General features: G+C 32.7%; 20 protein-coding genes. 14 read left to right on the forward strand and 6 right to left on the reverse strand.

What is annotated here, in order from left to right; genetic code table 11:
* Positions 1 to 160 precede the first annotated feature (160 nt).
* Positions 161 to 376 carry a hypothetical protein gene (locus AC3WVA_RS09050; RefSeq protein ID WP_240678717.1) on the reverse strand — a complete coding sequence of 72 codons (216 nt, stop codon included), beginning with the start codon at positions 374 to 376 and terminating at the stop codon, positions 161 to 163.
* Between the two features lie 778 nt (positions 377 to 1,154).
* Here AC3WVA_RS09050 and AC3WVA_RS09055 point away from each other — a divergent pair.
* From AC3WVA_RS09055 to AC3WVA_RS09075, 5 genes are all read left to right on the forward strand, one after another.
* Positions 1,155 to 2,891 carry an S-layer homology domain-containing protein gene (locus tag AC3WVA_RS09055; protein ID WP_098346309.1) on the forward strand — a complete coding sequence of 579 codons (1,737 nt, stop codon included), beginning with the start codon at positions 1,155 to 1,157 and terminating at the stop codon, positions 2,889 to 2,891.
* 141 nt (positions 2,892 to 3,032) lie between these two features.
* Complete coding sequence (locus AC3WVA_RS09060) at positions 3,033 to 3,347, forward strand: PadR family transcriptional regulator (RefSeq protein WP_001078066.1); 315 nt, start codon at positions 3,033 to 3,035, stop codon at positions 3,345 to 3,347.
* 13 nt (positions 3,348 to 3,360) lie between these two features.
* On the forward strand, positions 3,361 to 3,972 hold the full coding sequence (locus tag AC3WVA_RS09065; protein ID WP_048526506.1) for a DUF2812 domain-containing protein: 612 nt from the start codon (positions 3,361 to 3,363) through the stop codon (positions 3,970 to 3,972).
* Positions 3,973 to 4,191: 219 nt separating this feature from the next.
* Entirely contained in the window at positions 4,192 to 5,331 is a 1,140-nt protein-coding gene (locus tag AC3WVA_RS09070) for an S-layer homology domain-containing protein (protein ID WP_098881317.1), read from the forward strand.
* 422 nt (positions 5,332 to 5,753) lie between these two features.
* On the forward strand, positions 5,754 to 6,662 hold the full coding sequence (locus AC3WVA_RS09075; protein WP_098346306.1) for an alpha/beta fold hydrolase: 909 nt from the start codon (positions 5,754 to 5,756) through the stop codon (positions 6,660 to 6,662).
* A gap of 176 nt (positions 6,663 to 6,838) precedes the next feature.
* Here AC3WVA_RS09075 and AC3WVA_RS09080 read toward each other — a convergent pair whose 3' ends face one another.
* Positions 6,839 to 7,309 carry a hypothetical protein gene (locus AC3WVA_RS09080; RefSeq protein WP_098881316.1) on the reverse strand — a complete coding sequence of 157 codons (471 nt, stop codon included), beginning with the start codon at positions 7,307 to 7,309 and terminating at the stop codon, positions 6,839 to 6,841.
* A 192-nt stretch (positions 7,310 to 7,501) separates the two neighbouring features.
* Here AC3WVA_RS09080 and AC3WVA_RS09085 point away from each other — a divergent pair, with 192 nt between their 5' ends.
* From AC3WVA_RS09085 to AC3WVA_RS09095, 3 genes are all read left to right on the forward strand, one after another.
* Complete coding sequence (locus AC3WVA_RS09085) at positions 7,502 to 7,891, forward strand: YflT domain-containing protein (protein WP_098881315.1); 390 nt, start codon at positions 7,502 to 7,504, stop codon at positions 7,889 to 7,891.
* 50 nt (positions 7,892 to 7,941) lie between these two features.
* Positions 7,942 to 8,142: a CsbD family protein gene (locus tag AC3WVA_RS09090; protein WP_001293469.1), complete on the forward strand. Its 201-nt coding sequence runs from the start codon at positions 7,942 to 7,944 to the stop codon at positions 8,140 to 8,142.
* A 75-nt stretch (positions 8,143 to 8,217) separates the two neighbouring features.
* Positions 8,218 to 8,469 (forward strand): GlsB/YeaQ/YmgE family stress response membrane protein, encoded by a 252-nt coding sequence (locus AC3WVA_RS09095; RefSeq protein WP_000522902.1) that lies wholly within the window; start codon positions 8,218 to 8,220, stop codon positions 8,467 to 8,469.
* Between the two features lie 182 nt (positions 8,470 to 8,651).
* Here AC3WVA_RS09095 and AC3WVA_RS09100 read toward each other — a convergent pair whose 3' ends face one another.
* Complete coding sequence (locus AC3WVA_RS09100) at positions 8,652 to 8,852, reverse strand: hypothetical protein (RefSeq protein ID WP_048526512.1); 201 nt, start codon at positions 8,850 to 8,852, stop codon at positions 8,652 to 8,654.
* A gap of 198 nt (positions 8,853 to 9,050) precedes the next feature.
* Here AC3WVA_RS09100 and AC3WVA_RS09105 point away from each other — a divergent pair, with 198 nt between their 5' ends.
* The 5 genes from AC3WVA_RS09105 (at position 9,051) to AC3WVA_RS09125 (ending at position 12,437) form a co-directional block, all read left to right on the forward strand.
* The gene (locus AC3WVA_RS09105; RefSeq protein ID WP_142342039.1) at positions 9,051 to 9,389 is read left to right on the forward strand and encodes an anti-sigma factor antagonist; all 339 of its coding nucleotides are present in this window, start codon (positions 9,051 to 9,053) and stop codon (positions 9,387 to 9,389) included.
* Positions 9,390 to 9,395: 6 nt separating this feature from the next.
* Positions 9,396 to 9,878 (forward strand): anti-sigma B factor RsbW, encoded by a 483-nt coding sequence (gene rsbW, locus AC3WVA_RS09110; protein WP_071758385.1) that lies wholly within the window; start codon positions 9,396 to 9,398, stop codon positions 9,876 to 9,878.
* Positions 9,841 to 10,617: an RNA polymerase sigma factor SigB gene (gene sigB / locus AC3WVA_RS09115; RefSeq protein WP_087985676.1), complete on the forward strand. Its 777-nt coding sequence runs from the start codon at positions 9,841 to 9,843 to the stop codon at positions 10,615 to 10,617. The genes rsbW and sigB overlap by 38 nt, the downstream gene beginning before the upstream one ends.
* A gap of 69 nt (positions 10,618 to 10,686) precedes the next feature.
* Complete coding sequence (locus tag AC3WVA_RS09120; protein WP_046953946.1) at positions 10,687 to 11,127, forward strand: ferritin-like domain-containing protein; 441 nt, start codon at positions 10,687 to 10,689, stop codon at positions 11,125 to 11,127.
* A gap of 167 nt (positions 11,128 to 11,294) precedes the next feature.
* Positions 11,295 to 12,437 (forward strand): SpoIIE family protein phosphatase, encoded by a 1,143-nt coding sequence (locus tag AC3WVA_RS09125; RefSeq protein WP_098881313.1) that lies wholly within the window; start codon positions 11,295 to 11,297, stop codon positions 12,435 to 12,437.
* A 39-nt stretch (positions 12,438 to 12,476) separates the two neighbouring features.
* Here the strand turns inward: AC3WVA_RS09125 and AC3WVA_RS09130 are convergent, their stop codons facing one another.
* From AC3WVA_RS09130 to AC3WVA_RS09140, 3 genes are all read right to left on the reverse strand, one after another.
* Positions 12,477 to 13,334 carry a CheR family methyltransferase gene (locus AC3WVA_RS09130; RefSeq protein WP_098881312.1) on the reverse strand — a complete coding sequence of 286 codons (858 nt, stop codon included), beginning with the start codon at positions 13,332 to 13,334 and terminating at the stop codon, positions 12,477 to 12,479.
* Between the two features lie 16 nt (positions 13,335 to 13,350).
* Positions 13,351 to 16,041: an ATP-binding protein gene (locus AC3WVA_RS09135; RefSeq protein WP_098881311.1), complete on the reverse strand. Its 2,691-nt coding sequence runs from the start codon at positions 16,039 to 16,041 to the stop codon at positions 13,351 to 13,353.
* 203 nt (positions 16,042 to 16,244) lie between these two features.
* A complete protein-coding gene (locus tag AC3WVA_RS09140) occupies positions 16,245 to 16,496 on the reverse strand; it encodes a hypothetical protein (protein WP_098346299.1) in 252 nt (83 codons plus the stop codon).
* Positions 16,497 to 16,704: 208 nt separating this feature from the next.
* On the opposite strand from AC3WVA_RS09140, the gene AC3WVA_RS09145 reads away from it, so the two are divergent.
* Positions 16,705 to 16,842 (forward strand): hypothetical protein, encoded by a 138-nt coding sequence (locus AC3WVA_RS09145; protein ID WP_000359816.1) that lies wholly within the window; start codon positions 16,705 to 16,707, stop codon positions 16,840 to 16,842.
* Positions 16,843 to 16,859 lie beyond the last annotated feature (17 nt).

The raw sequence follows: 16,859 nt of genomic DNA on the forward strand, positions 1-16,859 counted from the left end.
TTTAGTTTTTAAACTGAACTGATTCTCGATAAAAAAGGGTTCTTACTATTACGTAAGAACCCATAAACAAAGAAAAAATCATATGTGCCTCTATATTATTGTAATGAAATTAAATTAAATAAAATAAAAACGCTATTTTAATATAAGGTGAAATTGAAAGTTAGCAAGCAATACTTAAAAAAGTAAAAGCGGCAAATCCGTAAACTAACAAGCTACTAGTAGCAAGGAATTTTATAATTTCATTTGTAGAAAGAATAGTTAAACATAGTGCTATAGATGCACCTATAAAGAATTGGTACTTCGTATGTATATTTGTAAGATTAATAATTACAAGTACAGTTAAGAAAAGTGAAATGAAGTTAAAATATCTTTTCATTGTCATATTTCCTTTCAATGTTTGATCTGTATTTATTATACCAGTGTGTACCAGTAATAACATACTTTGTAATGAGACTTAATAAAAATCTTATTTTGCCATAAATAAAAAGGCGGTTGTTTCCACAATTACTTTTCAGTGAAACAAAGCAATTTTTTAGAAATAGAATATGGATGATTCCTGAAAATGTTATTGGATATAATCCAAGTGACGAGTTTAATTTATCCCGCTGTTTGCGGGTAGTAAGACCCCCACCTCAACATTCAGCGGAAGCAAAGAAGTTAGGTGGGGGATGAATCCCCCACCACTGATTAAAGTTTCACTTAATAAGAAAGGAATGACTACATTATATGAAAACTTTTCTAACAAGGTTACATGTAAAAGAGCAGCTAGCTATAGCTAGCTGCTCAATACAAGGAGATACAGAGAAAACTAAATGAATGTTGGCATACAGCCTATCAACATTATGGACAAAATGTTGAGTTTTATTCGAAGGAATTCATTTTTTATAAATTAGATTATGATAGTCGGTATTCTTTTATTGAATAGCCAACAGCACTGATTACCATAAGGGGAGTTATAAAGAGTTACTACCTATACATATTTATAAATACAACATAATATTAATACGGAAAAATATAATAATATGAGTTTTTGCATATTTCAAAACTTAATATATCCTTCAAAAAAAATTAATAGTATAATATGTTTTGTCATATTCTTTTAGATTTTTCGACAAAAAATAACATAAATAGAGAACGAATTGGGAGAAGGAATTATGTACACAAAACTATTAAAATCAATTACATCATTATCACTTATTGGTGGTGCTTTACTGTATACAAATGGTAGTGATGTGAAGGCTGCTGAGACGGGTATTTTTTCTGATGTGCCTACATCACATTGGTCGTATCCGGCAATTAAAGATTTAGCGAGTAAAAATATTATTTCAGGTTATGGAAATGGGATATTTGGTTTTGGAGATGTTGCGACGAGGGAGCAAGTTGCAGCTTTAGTGTATCGTGTAATGTTGCCGAATAGACAAGGTGGAGCATTTAGTAATAATAATACCCTTTACATATTAAAAGATGGATCTAAGTTTAATAATCCTTATGGTGATATTAATCAGAACTCTACGATGTTCCCTGAGGAAATTTTAATGTTAACGAATGCAGGGGTATTTACAGGTGATGAGAAAGGGAATTTTAGACCGAAAGCTCCTGTGAGTCGTGCAGAAATGGCGCAAATTTTAACAAACGCTTTCCATCTTTCGGCGAAACAAAAGCATACATTTAACGATGTTCCAAATGGTTTTTGGGGTGAAAATGCAATTAGTGCGGTGCAATCAACTGGAATTGCTTCTGGTACAGGCGAAGGAAAATTTGAGCCATCTAAAACGGTAACACGTGAACAGTATGCACAGTTTTTATATAATACTTTGAAGTATAAAAAGCCAGAAGTTGCGGTGCGGGATACAGGGGATGCGGCATTATTAGCAGCATTTAAAGATGAAGTGCAAAAGCGTATTAATGCGTACGAAACGAATATTACACTTCCGTACAAAACGACAAATAGTAATACAAAAGAAGTGATGGATACTCTTTTTAACGCCTATAAAGAAGTTGCAAGTAAAAATGAGTATACGAATTTTAATAGATCGAATGTTTCATATGGACTTTCTGGATCGCCTGGAAATTATACATTTACGTTAAAGATTACATATCGTGAAACGAAAGAACAAACGGAATATGTAATGAAGCAAGCGAAGGCAATCGTTTCTTCTATTACGCAAGTTGGAATGGATGATCACGAAAAAGTGAAGGCGATTCATGATTATGTCGTAAAACACGTTTCTTATGATACGTCTTATAAAGCTTACACAGCATATGAAGCACTCGTAAATCGTTCTGCAGTTTGCCAAGGTTATGCACTATTAACCTATCAATTATTAAAAGAAGCGGGAGTTGAGAATCATTTTGTAGTAGGAACTGGAGACGGTCAGCCTCACGCTTGGAACTTAGTGAAAATCGAAAACAAATGGTATCACCTTGATACAACATTTGATGATCCGGTGCCAGATGAACAGGGCCGCGTAACGTATTCTTATTTCAACTTATCTGATGAGCAAATCGCAAGAAATCATGAGTGGAACCGCGGGGACTATCCGCAAGCTACAACAAATTATTATAGTACATTAACAAATAAAATTGCGGCAGGTGGTACGAAAACTCCTGCATATCAGCAAATTCTAAAAGATACAAAGTTAAATTATTTAGGAAATGAATACATCGCAAATAACTATAATGAATTCAAAAATAAAATGCAGCAACGTTATAAAGAAAAGTTACCAAAGATTGAAATCCTTTATAAACAATCAATGGATGGTGCATTGCAAGATGTGAAAAAAGTAATTGGAGAAATCGGTTATCCGCAAGGGGCAAACCGTGTTTCTTATAAAGCTGAGCCGTATAATGCGAAAGAAGGATATTCTTTAGTGACGATTACGTTTATGTAAAAAGCAACCTAGATCCCATGTTGGATCTAGGTTGCTTTTTTTTAACTTAATTTGACATATACAGTCTAACTGTATAAAATCAAACTATACAGTTTAACTATATAGTTTAGCTATACAATTATCGTTACATTGGAGGTCTTTATGAATAGAGATAAAAATTTACCATTAACGGAAACAACGTATTACGTTCTTTTAGCGTTATTAGAGCCAGCTCATGGATATTTAATTATGCAAAAGGTGGAGGAACTGAGTAATCATCAAGTGAAAATTGCAGCGGGTACATTGTATGGTGCGGTTGAAAATTTATTAAAACAAGGGTTAATTGAATCGGTAAAAAGTGAAGATAAACGAAGAAAAGTGTATGTCATTACGGAACGCGGGAAAGAAGTATTGCACTTAGACTTTATGAGAATGCAGCACATTATTGAGGTTACAAAGAGTTTATTACACGTATAGTTAGGGGGAAACGATGATGTGGAGATTGAAATTCTTTTTAGACTTTGAGAAAGAGGAAAAATGGTTAGAAGAGATGGCTTGGAAGGGCTATCAACTGGAAAGCACTACATTTGGTTATACATTTAGATATACAGAGCCGGAAGATGCGACGATTAGGATAGACCATAGAGTATTTAGTAGAAAAAGTGAATTTATTAATTACTGCACGTTATTTGAAGATAGTGGTTGGGAGCATATAGCCGGTAATCGTTGGTCAGGTACGTACTATTTTAAAAAGGTAAATGAGGAAAGTGAAGATGACATTTTTTCAGATCCAATGTCACGAGCGGGGAAGTATAAGCGTCTATCTAAAACATTTTTAGAATTAGCAATCTGTTATTTGCCGATATTATTCCTATTTATGTTTAATGACACGATTCATTTAGGGGCACTTGTAAATCCGAAAGAACTATATTTGACGCCAGGACTATGGGATAAGCAAGGTGCAGCATTTCTATGGTCATTCTTATTTGAAACACCATTCGCATTAATGAGAGGATTGTTTTGGACGTTTATCCCCGTTGCGACATGTATGTTTTTCATTTGCTCGTATAAAGCAAATCGGTTGTATGAAGAGAGAAGATGATAGGAGAAATCCCCTTAGAGCGAACGCTTTGAGGGGATTTTTTGAGTTCGTAAATGGTATCTTTTTAAAATGGGTAAAGGAAAAGGATGCGTATGGATTTTAATTTTGTAAACAGTATTAAATGGAATAATATTCTTAAAATATCCAATATTAACCTATTTATATGTTAATATTGGAAATGATGTATGCAATATATTTTAAGGATAAGGGGATTCAATTATGAAGTTTAAACAACTAATCTTGGCAGGGACAGTTATTGCATCAACAACACTAGCTCCGCTAACAAATGTGCAAGCAGAAAACACAATAGAATTTAAAGATGTTCCTGAACATCACTGGTCGTATAAAGCGATTATGGATTTACAAGAGAAAAATATTGTATCGGGTTATGGAGATGGAAGATTTGGTTTTGGTGATAATATTACACGTGGACAAGTAGCTAGAATGTTATATGCCTACTTAAAGCCAGCGGATGAACCTAACTTACCAAACCCTTACAAAGATGTGAAAAATCATATGTTTGAAAAAGAAATTTTAACGCTTAGTAAAGCTGGTATTATAAGTGGATTTGGCGATGGAAGATTTGGTCCAGATAGTATTTTAACGCGTGAACAATTGGCAGCTGTATTAACAAATGCCTTTCATTTAAAAGCGACATCTACTACTACTTTTAAAGATGTAAATAAAAATTACTGGGCAACAAATGCTATTAGCGCATTACAAGAAAATAAAATTGCTGCTGGCATGGGCGATAATATGTTTGAACCTTACAAAATTGTAACTCGTGAGCAGTATGCACAATTTTTATACAATGCAATTATTAAATTCGAAAAACCAGAAATAGAGCCTGATTCAAAGCCTACTGTTATCCCACAAGAGTTAGCAGACGATGATATTTATTATTATGAAGGTTGGATGGAGAGCTCATCTGTACTGAAAAAATCTGTATCTAAGGATGCACAAAATCATGTTACTCAAATTAACACGAAATATAATGCGGAATTAAAATATGCAACAATAGGCGGTCCAGGTTCAGAGGTCGTGTTATTCTCTCCGGTATTAGAGGGGATTCCAGAATTTTATGGGAATTTCACTGTCAGGGGCGATGATGAAAATAACTTTACTGTTAATTTTGTAATTGATAGAGGTCAAGATAAAAAGGCGTTAATGGATTTAGGGAAAAAGTGGATCACTATGATAAATCCAAACTTAGATTTGAGTACAGAGATTGATAATATAGTGGCTTCTAATACACGCACAGGTAATTTTGATATAAATAAAAACAATCTTAAAATAGAGATAAGCATAGAGAAGCAAAATTCTAGTAGTGATCTAATGAGCGTAAAAATCCAAAAATAAAAGTAAAAGAGGAGTGAAGTTTCACTCCTCTTTTACTTTTATTTTCTCTACTTTAATCCTGCTACTGAGTAACCGTAAAGCCCAATAATCAGTGGAGAAGGGAAGAACACTGATGAATAGCTTGTTCTCTTGTTAATCGCTGTATGGACTACAAAAAGATCTAATACAGAAGATCAGCATACATAAACTATTGTATTTCTCAATAAACAAAACAATTTAATGTGGTAAAATAATAGTTGGATGGGAGTCCAATACATATTATTAAAATTAAGATGGTTCAAGTCGGAAAAAGGCACCTTAAGGTGTCTTTTTCTTTTTTCTAAATGAGGGTTTTGACTTCAAGAAGATAAATGTTCAATGGATGATTCCCGTGAATATATAAATAAAGTTCATCCATATATTTGTAGAAAGGAGGAATTTAAATGAAGAGAGATAATAATAAGATTGGTCACTTTATATCTGAAAAAGGAAAAGAAGACTTTCAAATTGCCTACCATGAATCAATGGCACTTCTTCCAGCACCTAACGATATGAAAGATATAAAAACTACATATGGCACAATTCGTACGTATTACTTTACTAAAGAGGAAAATAAACATAAGGAACCAATACTCTTACTCCCTGGACGTGGTGCATCTACTCCAATGTGGGTACCGAATTTAGAAGGGCTAAGGGAGAAAAGGCCTGTTTACACAATAGATTTACTTGGCGAACCTGGAATGAGTGTGCAAACGAAGGTGATTGAAAACCAAAAACAACAAGCAGAATGGTTGAATGAAGTAATTGAAGGATTAGGTTTAAAAAAAGTGCATATCGCGGGTGTCTCTATTGGAGGTTGGACAGCAATGAACTTGGCTAGATATAATCCTGAGCATATTGCTACGACTAGTTTATTGGACCCAGTCTTTGTATTTGCGCAAATATCCATAAAGATGATTCTAGCATCTATTCCAGCTTCCGTTCCTATTGTGCCTAAGTTTATAAGAGAAAAGATGTTAAGTTATGTTTCTGGAGGAGCAAAAATAAATGACGATGAACCTATCGCTAAATTAATCGAATCGGGTATGCGTAACTATAAACTGAAAACACCAGCACCTAATCTATTTAGTAAAGAAGACCTAAAAAATATCAATGTTCCAGTGCTTGCCTTAATGGCTGAAAAAAGTACAATGCACAATTCAGTAAAAGCAGTTGAAACTGGGAAAAAGTACGTTAAAGATATAGATATAGTGAACTGGAAAAATGCATCTCACGCAATTAATGGTGAGTTCTCTAACGAGGTTAATGCTAGAATCCTTGATTTTGTAGAGAAACATTCTACTGATAACTAAGTTGAAGGTGGGAAATATGTTGTAATGACAATTTTACTTCTTCTATTTTCATGAATATGTATAATTACATAAAATTTCAGTGAAAAAGAGAGTATACTTTCTTATTGTGTAATAAAGATAAGGCCCGCCTACGGAAATAGGTGGGCCCTTTTTCATATATAAAGAAAAGATATTTTCTAAAATGTCTTCTTAAAGAAATCTTTCATCATTTTCACACCTTTCATGTTCAATGTCACACCTTCAGCCTTATCTTTCTTCTCATCTTTCGCAATCGTAATTTGCTCTTTATTATCAACAACCCACACAAGAAACTCCTCTTTTGCTCCATCTTTATATGTAACGGTAATAGTAGAATGTGCAGATTCTCGCTTTTTTTGATCAAGTGTAATTGTTTTAGGAGTGCCTTTTTGGACTGCTGAAACAATTGATTTTATCATTTCTTCGTTGTCTGTTTGAGATTTTGAAATATTGTTATTTATTGTGCTAAGTATTTCAATGTCTGTAATGTTTGCGGAGTTTAATTGAAAGGTAGTCTGTGTATGTTCTTGCTTAGCTTGTGGAGATTTGTCTGTAGCTGAGGTACTGGCACAGCCTATTAAAGTGAAAGATAGAGCGGTTAGAGCGCATATAGATATGATTTTTTTCATAGTATCCCTCCTCACCTTTAATTATAATAATTTTCTGTTAATTCAGGTAGTTATTGTAAGTAGATTTATTCTACTAGTTTTAGGATAGAAAAAATTCACATAACTTTTTTCATATTTTATGTTTAACATTTCGAAAATGGGTGTACTACATATAATATAACAAATAATTCATTTTAAAGGAGGAAGTTAAAGATGGAAACGAAGTATAGTAAACCTTTTGTATATGAATTTATTACGGAGAAAGAGGTCATGAATGCGGCGAATGATCTAGTGAAGAAAGGAATAGACCAAAAAGATATTTACGTATTAACACATGAGAAAGACAGGACAGATAGAATCGCAGACAATGCAGACGTGAATACAATTGGGATAAAAGAGGAAGGGCTTGGGACAAGCATTATTAACATCTTTCAAAACACAGGAGATCAGTTAAGAAATAAGATGCAAGAGTTAGGACTTAATGAGGAAGAAGCGAACTTCTACGAAGAAAAGCTGGATGAAGGGAAGATCTTGTTATTCGTTAAAGATTTAGAAAGAGTCGGTGAATGGTTACACGAAAGAAGATGCATGTATTCTATTTAAATTTGTATCCTGTAAATCTATAAATCTATTACGAAAAGGAGATTGTAAATATGAGTGAGAACGGACTAAAAGAACAAGTTAAAGGTAAAGTTGAAAAGAAAAAAGGGCAAGTAAAAGAAGGAATTGGTGAAGTTACAGAAGATAGAGAGTTGAAAAATGAAGGGAAGTGGGAGAAGACGAAGGGAACGATAAAAGAAAAAGTCGGAAAAGTGAAACAAAAGATAAGTGATGGGTTGGATAATAAAGAGTAATACATGTTTATCAAGCTTTGGTTACATACCAAAGCTTGATAAATACAATATAAAACGAATATAGGAGGGTTAATTGTGGGACTTATTATTACGTGTATTGTAGGTGGACTTATTGGTGCGTTAGCTGGAATGATTACGGGAAAAGACTTTCCTTTAGGTATAGTTGGTAATGTAATTGCCGGATTAATCGGATCTTGGGTAGGTAGTGCATTATTTGGTCATTGGGGTCCTGAATGGGGAGGCATTTTTATTCTTCCAGCGTTATTAGGTGCAATCGTCTTTATTTTAATCGTTACATTCTTTTCTAGAATGCTACGGAAAGCATAAGTATGATAATGAATAGTAAGCTTAAGTTTGTTATATATGACTATAAGGTTAATAAGCTCATAAAAATACATAAAAAAAGCATCCAATTAAACTAATTTGGATGCTTTTTTTATGTATTTTACATAGGAATGAGTGGAGGATGAAGAACCCCCACTCATTAAAATTACACTTTCTATTATGTATTAAGCCATCGTTACCTTTTTACAATTATTTATTCTTACGACCTGCCTTGGTTCTATATGAGATAAGTCTTCGCTATTACCTATATCCACTACAATTGTATTCGTTAGTATATTAATAATGGAACCAACTAATTTTGTAGCATGATCGTGTCGATAAGAAAATTGAACGAAATCTCCTTTTTTAAAGTTGTGCTCTTCCATAGATAGATCCCCCTAAAAATAATGTTTATACATTATACATACACAAATTTATAAGGTTTAAACATTTATTAGTACTTTTTAAGTGTTAAGCTGGGAAAGATATAGAAAATTTATTTATAATGAAAATGAAAAAAATATGTTTAAAATTAATTTTTATGGGTAATTAACATAGTAGTAGTTTGAGATAAGGGGGCGGAAATGATGAATTTGGCAGTAAATATTTTGCAAAATGATGTAGGTTATACGGTACAACTGGATGGTGAGATTGATGCGTATACGGCATCAGATTTAAAAAATAAGATTATGCCTATTGCAAGCGAAAAAGAGGTTCATATTGTAGTAGATTTTACTGAGGTAGAGTATATGGATAGTACAGGTTTAGGCGTGTTTATAGCTCTATTAAAAGCGGTTAAGAAAAATGATGGAAAGCTAGAATTTATTGGTATATCTAAAAGGTTAAAAAGATTGTTTGATATTACAGGGCTAACAGAAATATTAAATTTGAATTCGGATTTTGAAAAAGTAGAAAGAAGGTGACTAGGGATGATGGAGAGATTTGAAAAGATAGAAATGAAAATTCCTGCAAAGGCAGAATATGTGGCTATTATTCGTTTAACAATGGCTGGTGTTGCGAATCGAATGGGCTTTGCTTATGACGATATAGAAGACATGAAAATTGCTATTAGTGAAGCTTGTACAAATATTGTACAACATGCATACAAAGAAGATGTTGGAGAAATTGCAATTGTCTTTGGGCTATATGAAGATCGATTAGAAATTATGGTTGCTGATAATGGGGTTAGCTTTGATTTTAGTACCTTAAAAGAGAAAGTTGGTCCGTATGATATTAGTAAACCAGTAGAACATTTGCCGGAAAATGGTTTAGGTTTATATTTAATTAATACGTTAATGGATAATATACAAATTATGCATGATGAGGGCATGACAGTTTTAATGACAAAATATATACAAAGAGAGCAGGTGGAGAATGATGGAAATCCAATCTCAACCTACAAATCTTGCTAAAGAAGACGTTATTAAACTAATTGCAGACTTCCAACAAAACCAATGTGATGAAGCACAGGAAAGATTGGTTCATCACTATAAAAATCTCGTACATTCCATTGCATATCGCTATTCAAAAGGTGGACCGATGCATGAGGATATTATACAAGTAGGAATGTTAGGGCTCTTAGGCGCAATAAGAAGGTATGATTATTCGATAGGGAATGCTTTTGAGCCGTTTGCAATACCTACGATAGTAGGGGAAATAAAGAAGTATTTACGTGATAAAACTTGGGGTATTCATGTTCCAAGGCGAATTAAAGATTTAGGCGGGAAGATTAAACTTGCGATAGAGGAGTTAACAGATCAACTGCAACGTTCACCGAAGATTATAGAGATTGCAGATCATTTAGAACTATCCGAAGAGGAAGTGCTAGAAATTATGGATGCGAAAAATAATTATCGAGTATCTTCCTTAGACGATGTAGTTGAAAATTCATCTGATGGCAGTTCGGTAGCGAGAATTGAATCTGTAGGTGAAGTAGAGCAAGGATATGAAGAGACAGAAAGGCGTCTCGTTTTAAAGGATATTTTTAACGTATTAAATGATACGGAAAAGAGTGTTATTCATTATATATTTGAAGAGAATTTAAATCAAAAGGATACAGGGGAACGGTTAGGTATTTCACAAATGCACGTTTCTCGTATTAAAAGACAAGCGATAAGTAAATTGAAGCAAGCGGCGTTTTTAGATACATAAAAAATTTAAAGAGTTATGTTTAAAACATGAGAAAAGGGGTAGTTATTAAGTATAGGAGGAGATATAAAAATGTCACACGATGTGAAAGAACTAATCGAAGGATTGAATGAAGATTTAGCAGGAGAATACTCAGCAATTATTATGTATAACCATAATGCTGCTACAGTTTCTGGTATATATAGACAAGTGTTAAAACCTTTCTTTGAATCTGAAATTAGTGATGAACAAGGACATGCCCTATATTTAGCGGAGAAAATTAAGACGTTAGGTGGTACACCTACTACGATCCCTTTACCAGTGAAACAAGTAGAAGATGTTAGAGAAATGTTAGAAGAAGCTAGGAAGTCAGAATATGAAACAATTAAGCGCTATGAAACGAGAAAAGAACAGGCCGCGAAATTAAATATGACAGAGTTAGTTGTAAAGTTAGAAGATATGATCGCGGATGAAACAAATCATATGGAAGAGTTAGATCGTCTTTTAAGTGATAAAGCAATGGTGTTAAATTAATTTATAGAGTGAAAGAACAAACTCTCATTTCTAGGGGGTTTGTTCTTTTGCTGTATAAAAAATATGTTTGAGTAGGAAATTTTCATTTTATAACTGAGTATGCAATACTAGAAAAATAGAAAATGATAATCGATTTACATTTTATATAAGAAAAGGGGAAATAACTTGTGTCCATTTTAATTGTCGATGATAATCCGGTTAACATCTTTGTAATTGAAAAAATTTTAAAACAAGCCGGATATCAGAATCTTGTATCGCTTAATTCTGCACAAGAGCTTTTCGAATACATTCAATTTGGAGAAGATTCTTCCAGGCTTAATGAAATTGATTTAATACTATTAGATATTATGATGCCTGAAATTGACGGACTTGAAGTTTGTAGGCGATTACAAAACGAGGAGAAGTTTAAAGATATTCCTATTATTTTTGTAACAGCTTTAGAAGATGCGAATAAATTAGCTGAAGCGCTTGATATAGGCGCAATGGATTATATTACGAAACCGATAAATAAAGTTGAATTGTTAGCGCGTATGCGTGTAGCATTACGCTTGAAATCGGAATTAAATTGGCATAAAGAACAAGAAGAAAACCTTCGCAATGAACTAGATTTAGCTACACAAGTACAAAGAAACTTATTAAGTAGCCCATTAAGAGAAGATCATATAAAAATTGAAGCAAGCTATTTACCTTCATTCAAACTAGCTGGAGATATGTATTATTGGTATAAAATCGATGAAAACCGCTACGGTATTATATTATTGGATGTGATGGGACATGGTATATCTGCTTCATTAGTTTGTATGTTTATTTCGTCTGTATTACGTGAAACGATTAAATCTTTAATCGATCCAGAACTTGTCATTAAAGACTTAAATAAATATATGACTCTTTTACATAATGAGAATGACGATATTCCCTATTATTTTACAGCGATATATTTAGTAGTAGATACAGAAAATAGAACGATTGAATATGTAAATGCAGGGCATCCTTCTGGATACGTTTTAGTTGATGAAACAAATATGGTTGAACTGAATCGCGGGAGTTGTGCGGTAGGATTTTTTGATGAAATAAAAGTTAAAAAGACAGTTATACCTTTTGAGAAGAACGCTCAAATCGTATTGTTTACAGATGGTGTTCTTGAAACAATTGCACATGATGAATTTGAGTCTGAAGAGAAATTACGTGCTTTTACAGAAAGAAGATGGGGAGATTTAGAAGAAGAGATAGAAGGGTTTTATAAGGATGAACAGAAGAAAGAACAATCAGATGATATGTGCCTCATTATGATACAAACGAATGCGAAATAAAAAGCGTATGAAATCCAGACAGAGGATTTCATACGCTTTTTATTGTATTTTTTGATAGATTTGTTCGCTCGGATTAAATTGGATATAATGCGGCATTATATCGGAAAAACGTAGAGTTTCTTTATTTCCTAAACATAGGAATCCGTTGTGACCTAAACTTTCATAAAATAGTTGTTGTACTTGGTTTTGAAGTTTACTCGTAAAGTAAATTAAAACGTTACGGCAAAGTATAATATGAAATTCGTTAAAAGATTGATCAGTTACTAAATTGTGCTGCGCAAAAATAATGTTTTGCAAAAGAGATGGATTAAAATAAGCAAAACGATTATCTGTTGAATAATAGTTAGAAAATGCTTGTGTACCGCCAGCTTGTAAATAATTTTTCGTATAAGTTTGCATTTTATTTAACGGAAGGATGCCTTGTTTTGCTTTCTCTAACACATTTGTATTCATATCTGTTGCGTAAATAACAGCTTTTTCACTTAATCCTTCTTCATGAAGTAAGATGGACATGGATAATACTTCTTCACCAGTTGCGCATCCAGCATGCCAAATTCTAATTTCAGGATACTTTTTTAATTCAGGAATGACATGCTCTCTTAGCGCTTTAAAAAAGTTAGGGTTACGAAACATTTCAGTTACGTTAATGGAGAAATCATTTAATAACTGTTCTAAAAACCCTTCCTCATGAATTACTTTTTCAATTAACTTTGAAATGGTTGGGATATTAGAGATCTGCATTCGATTACAAATTCTTCTATAAATAGATGTACGAGCATATTGGCGGAAATCGAAGCCAGATAGTTTAAATACCGCTTCTAATAGTAATTCAATTTCTAAGTTCGTACGCTTATCCATATCTACAGATGGATCAAAATTATAATACTTATTTTCCACTTAAACTAAACCTCACTTATTTTATTAACCATACACTCATTACCGAATAGAGTTGATGTAAATTTAATGGTTTACTTATATAATCTGAAGCACCAGCAGATAAACATTTCTCTTTATCATTTGGCATTGCTTTCGCAGTTAATGCGATAATAGGTATTTCATGTAACCCTAAGTTCATTCGAATATGTTCCATCGTTTCATAACCGTCCATATTCGGCATCATAATATCCATTAAAATAAGGTCAATATTTGTATTGTTTTTTAGTATGTCTAAACACTCTATGCCGTTCTGTGCAGTAATAATGTTGGCATGTTGTTTTTTTAATGCATTTTGTAATGCAAATATATTTCGGTGATCATCATCGACAATTAAAATGGTTTTCTCTTGGAAGACGTTATTTGTTTTTGGCGTCACGATAGTCTCCTCCACAACTTCAGCAGGAATAACATCTTCTATCGTTGCTGCAACTTCTAAATTGGATACTTGTATATCAGTTAATCCATTTGGAAGGTTAGGAATATATACAGTGAAAGTACTGCCTTCTCCTACATGACTCTCTAACGTAATCCAACCACCTAACAATCTAGCAAACTCTTTACAAATAGATAAACCTAAGCCTGTACCACCATATTTTCGAATCGTTGCACCATCTGCCTGTTGAAAGGCTTCAAAAATAAGTTGATGCTGTTCTTTAGCAATACCAATACCAGTATCTTTTACCGAAATTTTCATCCAATCATTACTGATAGACTGCATATCAGGACTTAAATTAGTTGTTGCTATTGAATCGAAATGTAAAGAAACGGATCCTGTTTCCGTGAATTTAAATGCATTGGATAATAAGTTTTTAATAATTTGTTCAATCCGTTTTGCATCTGTATAAAATAGATCAGGAATCGTATCACTGTCTTCAACAGTAAATTCGACATTTTTTTGTGCAGCGATATGTAAAAAGTTTTGATGCATACTTGCTGCCATGTCACTTATATTTGTTGCTTCAAAAATCACATCTAGTTTCCCAGCTTCTACTTTTGATAAATCAAGTATGTCATTAATTAAAGTAAGTAAATCTTTCCCTGATGAATGAATGACAGTTGCTAATTCAATTTCATCGTCGGATAAATGATTATCATGATTTTCTTTTAACATTTCAGATAATAGTAAAATACTATTTAACGGTGTGCGTAATTCATGTGACATATTTGCTAGAAATTCTGATTTGTATTTTGAGCTACGTAATAACTCACTTGCTTTTTCTTCTAATTCTGATTTAGTAATTTGTAAGTCAGCTGTCTTTTGCTCCGCCTCTTCCGTTCTAGACTCTAGTTGTTCATTCGTTGTTCGTAATTCTTCAGCTTGCATTTGTAGTTCTTCAGCTTGCGTTTGCAATTCTTCTGATTGAACTTGCAGCTCTTCTGTCATTGCTTGTGATTCATGTAAAAGGGTTTGAATTCGCATACGTCCCATAATGCTATGGATTGTTAAACCTAGATTATCAACAGTTTGTTGAATTAAATCTTGATGCAAGTCTGAAATCTCAGTTACACTTACTAACTCCATGACTGCGATTACTTCATCTTCAAATAAGATAGGGATGACTAGTAGGTTTTTAGGGCGTATTTCTAATAATCCAGTAGTAACGTAACGGAATTCTTCAGGTATGTCCCTGAGAATAAAACTTTTCTTTTCTAAAGCAGACTGTCCAATGAAACCTTCACCCATTTTAATGGATTGTTTCCCAATATCAGCACCTTGCTCAGCGAAAGAAGCTTTCTTCACATAGTAGACAGTGTCTTCAATTTCTTCACGAACATAAAATGCACCGCAAGAAGTTTGCGTTTTTTGTATAACCCCACTAAGAATTTTGTTACCTAACATCTCAATAGAAGATACACCTTGATACATTAAAATTAATTCTGCAAGCTCGGTTTGCAACCACTCTCTTTTCGATATTTCGTCTAGTAAGTGGTTCGTTGTGTGAGCTAGATCTTTTATTTCATCATGGCTGTTTACATGAATTCTTTCTGTAATTTTTTCTTTAGAAGAAATGGATTTAATAGCTTGAATTACATTTTTAATCGTTTTTGTAATGGAATTCGAAATATAGAGTGAAATGATAATGGAAATACAAGAAAGTAAGAACAATAAGCTGTATAACCAAATCTCCAATTTATTATTTTCAGTATCTAATTGTGCAGCTCTTTTTTTCGTTAGTTGTTCCTCTACACTACGGAAGTTAGTTAGTTGCGATTGTAGTGATTGAATTTGAGTAGTGTCGATTGCTTGTACGTTATTACTATTGTGATTTGTAATGAATGGGTGAATCTCTTTATTAATCCAACTAGTAATGTTTTCATTAATCTGTTTTAATTTTTCTTGCTGAGAAGGGTTATCCTCTAATAGAGCTAAAAGATCTTGATAATGTTTTTCGTAATCCTTTTCGGCAGCGTTAAGGGATTGAACGTAATTTGCATCATTAGAAGTGATAAATCCTTTCACTTTATTTTCAATTGTGAGTAAATCTTTCTCCACTTGATTCGTTAAATTAAGAACTTTAAAATCGTGCTCAATAATAAAATTACGAGATTTTTGTAAACTGGAAATCTCATTGTTTAGCATAATGAAAGAAATAAGTAAGAACAAAATGATAACTAAATAACCAGCCATAATTTTGTAACGAATACTAAATTTTGCTTTCGATTTCATCAAAAATTCCTACCTTCAAGATTATTAAAAGTTTTCAATCGTAAAGAATGAAAACGTAATATATATTATATCAGTTTTCGTAAGGCCAAACTAGAAATCCCCCTATTGTATTAGGGGGTTCGTTTTTCATAGAGGGAATCATTTTGAAATATAAAACTATATATGAAAAGTAACAATCGAGGGAATAGGGGATCATAAAACTTTTAAGCAGGAAAAAGTGTTCTTAAAGCTTTTTTTGCATCTATTCCTTCAAAGATAAATAATACAAGTTCTTTCTTTTTGACAGTAAGGAAAAATGATACTAATGTGCTTAAGTTTTTAATAGAAGTAAGTGCTCCATGTTTACCTATAAATACATTCGTTTGAAATGTTGTCAATAAAGCATAAAAATGATGAATCTGCGTTATTGTAGGTGTTTCATTATAAAGAATAGTAGTAGATTGAATGGCATTCATCGTAATATTCCTTTCTGTATAGTAAGCATAACAATATAAACGTACCCGTTTTAAAAGATGTTAAACATATAAAATTAAAAAAATATAATTATAGTTTTTTACGTTTAGAAAGGGTTGGGAAGGGTATACATATACCATAAAGAGATTGACCGAAGATGAATTGTAAGGTTCTATACTTTTACTTTAAATAAAAAGGAGACTGTTACATATGGATAAAATGATAACGGATATTACATTTGATTTCATTTACTTGTTAAGTAGTTCTCTTGTAGTCCTTTTATTATTAGCATTTTTCGTAAATGGTTATGTGAATAAAAAAATTAGTGTATATAAAAACGAAGAGTAATAAAGATAAATGATATA

Source organism: Bacillus sp. EB106-04-02-XG92 (genome assembly GCF_058791995.1).